Origin of the sequence: Streptomyces sp. NPDC127084 (genome assembly GCF_042724175.1) — a bacterium.
Lineage (GTDB): Bacteria > Actinomycetota > Actinomycetes > Streptomycetales > Streptomycetaceae > Streptomyces.
Genome location: NZ_JBHXFA010000289.1, coordinates 1 through 4,068, shown reverse-complemented (window position 1 = coordinate 4,068; position 4,068 = coordinate 1). Strand labels below are relative to the sequence as shown.

Sequence of the window (4,068 nt, the reverse complement as noted above, 5' to 3'; positions counted from 1 at the left end):
GGCGGGCGCGGCGGCCCGGGGGGCGGGCGCGCGGGGGGGTGTCCCCCCCGCCCCGGCGCGGCGCACCCCACTCGCGGAGCGCGCCCCCCCCCCCGCCCACTCCCCCGAGCAGCATGAACACGGGCATCAGCACCTTGAGCTCCACCCAGCTGCCGGCGCGGAAGCGGATGACCTTCGGCGGGCCCACCGGATACCAGCGCTTGTTGCCGATCGGGATCGGCCACAGGATCGGGCAGCCGGACACGGTGATCGAGTCACCGATGTCGTGCACCAGGGCGCCGAGCACCACCGGCAGACCGAGCCAGAGGTACTCCTGGCCGGGGCCGGCGAACAGCCAGGCAGCCCCGTTGCCCGGCTGATCCAGGATGCCCGCCAGGATCCAGGCGCTGGTCGCGCCGAGCAGCCACACCAGCACATCGCTGGAGACCCGGGCCGCCCGCCACAGCAGGCCCTCCACGGCGAGCACCAGATGCACGAAGAGGATCGCGAGGACCGCCCAGCGGCCACCGGTCATGGCGAGTGCCGAGGTGCCGCCGCCGATCAGCACGGCCCAGAGCCAGGTGTGGGTGAGGGTGCGGTGGCCGCCTGTCCTGCGCTTGTCGCCCGGCTTCTTCGTCGCCTTGTAGACCGCGTACGAGAGCTTGTCGACGATCTCGCACAGCGCCCGCGAGACCGGTCCGAAGGCCCGGGATATCGTCGCCGCCTTGTGGTCGAGGTCGGGCGCCAGGGCCGCGCCCGCGCTGATCAGCGCCCCGACGACGAGCACGGGCCATGGCATCGGATGGCCGGCGGCGGCGGTGGCCGCTCCCACCCCCAGCCAGGCTGCCGCCCCTGACAGGGAGTGCGCCGGTCCCATCATGCTCGTACCCGCCCCATCTGCTGTTGTCCTCAGCCCCAGTTGACGAGGCAGCTTAGCGGTAGCGATCTTCCGCTCGGCAGCCGGTTCCCGGTCGGGGCCGGAAGCCAGGCAAGATGGGGGCGTGACCCTTATCGATCAGCTGCCGCAGGACGCCGACCCCGATGCCCTCTTCGAGGCCTTCTCGTCATGGGCCGAGGACCGGGGGATCTCTCTCTACCCGGCCCAGGAGGAGGCGCTGATCGAGGCGGTCTCCGGGGCCAACGTGATCCTCTCCACACCGACCGGCTCCGGGAAGAGCCTGGTCGCGGCGGGCGCGCACTTCGCCGCGCTGGCCAGGGACGAGGTCACCTTCTACACCGCGCCGATCAAGGCCCTGGTCTCGGAGAAGTTCTTCGACCTGTGCAAGCTCTTCGGCACGGAGAACGTGGGCATGCTCACCGGGGACGCGTCCGTGAACGCGGACGCGCCGGTGATCTGCTGCACGGCCGAGGTGCTGGCGTCCATCGCGCTGCGGGACGGCAAGGCCGCGGACATCGGCCAGGTCGTGATGGACGAGTTCCACTTCTACGCGGAGCCGGACCGCGGCTGGGCCTGGCAGATCCCGTTGCTGGAGCTGCCCCAGGCGCAGTTCGTGCTGATGTCGGCGACGCTCGGCGATGTGTCGATGTTCGAGAAGGACCTGACCCGCCGCACCGGCCGGGAGACGGCGGTGGTGCGTTCGGCGACCCGCCCGGTACCGCTGTCGTACGAGTACCGCACGACCCCGATCACCGACACGCTGACCGAGCTGCTCCAGACCAAGCAGGCGCCGGTCTACATCGTGCACTTCACCCAGGCCCAGGCGGTCGAGCGGGCGCAGTCGCTGATGAGCATCAATATGTGCACCCGCGAGGAGAAGGACCAGATCGCGGAGCTGATCGGGAACTTCCGCTTCACCACCAAGTTCGGACGCAACCTCTCGCGCTATGTGCGCCACGGCATCGGCGTCCATCACGCGGGCATGCTGCCCAAGTACCGGCGGCTGGTCGAGAAGCTGGCGCAGGCCGGTCTGCTGAAGGTGATCTGCGGTACGGACACTCTGGGCGTCGGCGTCAACGTCCCGATCCGCACGGTGCTGTTCACGGCGCTCACCAAGTACGACGGCAGCCGGGTGCGGACGCTGCGCTCCCGCGAGTTCCACCAGATCGCGGGCCGGGCCGGCCGGGCCGGCTTCGACACGGCCGGCTTCGTGGTCGCGCAGGCCCCCGAGCATGTGATCGAGAACGAGAAGGCGCTGGCGAAGGCGGGCGACGATCCGAAGAAGAAGCGGAAGGTCGTCCGCAAGAAGGCCCCTGAGGGTTTTGTCGGCTGGACGCAGAACTCCTTCGAGAAGCTGATCGCCTCCGACCCGGAGCCGCTGACGTCCCGGTTCAAGGTCACCCACGCGATGCTGCTGTCGGTGATCGCCCGCCCGGGCAACGCGTTCGACGCGATGCGCAAGCTGCTGGAGGACAACCACGAGCCGCGCAAGCAGCAGCTGCGGCACATCCGGCGGGCTATCGCGATCTACCGCTCGCTGCTGGACGGCGGGATCGTGGAGCGGCTCGAAACCCCGGACGCCCAGGGTCGTATCGTCCGGCTCACGGTCGACTTCCAGCAGGACTTCGCGCTCAACCAGGCGCTGTCCACCTTCGCCCTGGCCGCCTTCGACCTGCTCGACCCCGAGTCGCCGTCGTACGCGCTCGACATGGTGTCGGTCGTGGAGTCGACCCTGGACGACCCGCGCCAGATCCTCGCCGCCCAGCAGAACAAGGCGCGCGGTGAGGCGGTCGGCGCGATGAAGGCGGACGGGGTCGAGTACGAGGAGCGGATGGAGCGGCTCCAGGAGATCTCGTACCCGAAGCCCCTCGAAGAGCTGCTGTGGCACGCGTACAACCTCTATCGCAAGTCGCATCCCTGGGTCGGCGACCATCCGGTCTCGCCGAAGTCCGTCATCCGCGACATGTACGAGCGGGCGCTGTCGTTCACCGAGTTCACCTCCTTCTACGAGCTGGCACGCACCGAGGGCATCGTGCTGCGCTACCTGGCGAGCGCCTACAAGGCCCTGGACCACACCATCCCCGACGATCTGAAGACCGAGGACCTGGAGGATCTGATCGCCTGGCTGGGCGAGATGGTGCGCCAGGTGGACTCCAGCCTGCTGGACGAGTGGGAGCAGCTGGCGAACCCGGAGACGGAGACCGCGGAGGAGGCCCAGGAGAAGGCCGACCAGGTCAAGCCGGTCACGGCCAACGCCCGCGCCTTCCGGGTGCTGGTGCGCAATGCGATGTTCCGCCGGGTGGAGCTGGCCGCGCTGGACCAGGTCGCCGAGCTGGGCGTCATGGACGCCGACGCCGGCTGGGACGAGGACGCCTGGGGCGAGGCGATGGACGCGTACTGGGACGAGTACGACGACCTGGGCACGGGTCCGGACGCACGGGGGCCGAAGCTGCTCGCGATCGAGGAGGACCCGGCGCACGGTCTGTGGCGGGTCCGACAGACCTTCGCCGACCCGAACGGCGACCATGACTGGGGCATCAGCGCGGAGATCGATCTGGCGGCGTCCGACGAGGAGGGCCGGGCGGTGGTCCGGGTCACATCCGTCGGTCAGCTGTGACGGGGCCGGACAGACGGGACGGGACGGCGTGCCGGGTCGACTGCGCCGCGCGTGACGGGGCGTGCGAGAGTGGGCGCCGAGGAACGTGACCGAGGAGAGACTGATGAGTCTGCACGACATTCCCCTGCGCACCCTGAGCGGTGAGCCCACCTCTCTGGCCGCGTACGCGGACAAGACGGTGCTGCTGGTCAATGTGGCGTCGAAGTGCGGCCTGACGCCGCAGTACGAGGGGCTTGAGCGGTTGCAGCGGCAGTACACCGACCGTGGCTTCACGGTGCTGGGTGTGCCGTGCAACCAGTTCCTGGGCCAGGAGCCGGGGAGCGCGGAGGAGATCCAGACGTTCTGCTCCACGACGTACGGGGTGTCGTTCCCACTCCTGGAGAAGACGGACGTGAACGGCGACGACCGCCACCCGCTGTACGCGGAGCTGACCCAGGTCGCCGACGCCGACGGCGAGGCGGGCGACGTGCAGTGGAACTTCGAGAAGTTCCTGATCTCGCCCAAGGGCGAGGTCACCCGTTTCCGGCCGCGTACGGAGCCCGAGGCACCGGAGATCGTGGCCGCGATCGAGGCG

2 protein-coding genes and 1 pseudogene are annotated in these 4,068 nt (G+C 69.6%); 2 read left to right on the top strand and 1 reads right to left on the bottom strand.

The window, feature by feature from the left end; translation table 11 throughout:
- Positions 1–91 precede the first annotated feature (91 nt).
- Positions 92–859, bottom strand: a pseudogene (locus tag ACFWI9_RS33260) (metal-dependent hydrolase); the annotation flags it as partial.
- A 121-nt stretch (positions 860–980) separates the two neighbouring features.
- Here ACFWI9_RS33260 and ACFWI9_RS33255 point away from each other — a divergent pair.
- The gene (locus ACFWI9_RS33255; protein ID WP_387168745.1) at positions 981–3,494 is read left to right on the top strand and encodes a DEAD/DEAH box helicase; all 2,514 of its coding nucleotides are present in this window, start codon (positions 981–983) and stop codon (positions 3,492–3,494) included.
- A gap of 103 nt (positions 3,495–3,597) precedes the next feature.
- Positions 3,598–4,068: glutathione peroxidase (locus ACFWI9_RS33250; protein ID WP_387168741.1), on the top strand; the 471-nt coding region annotated here is incomplete at its 3' end.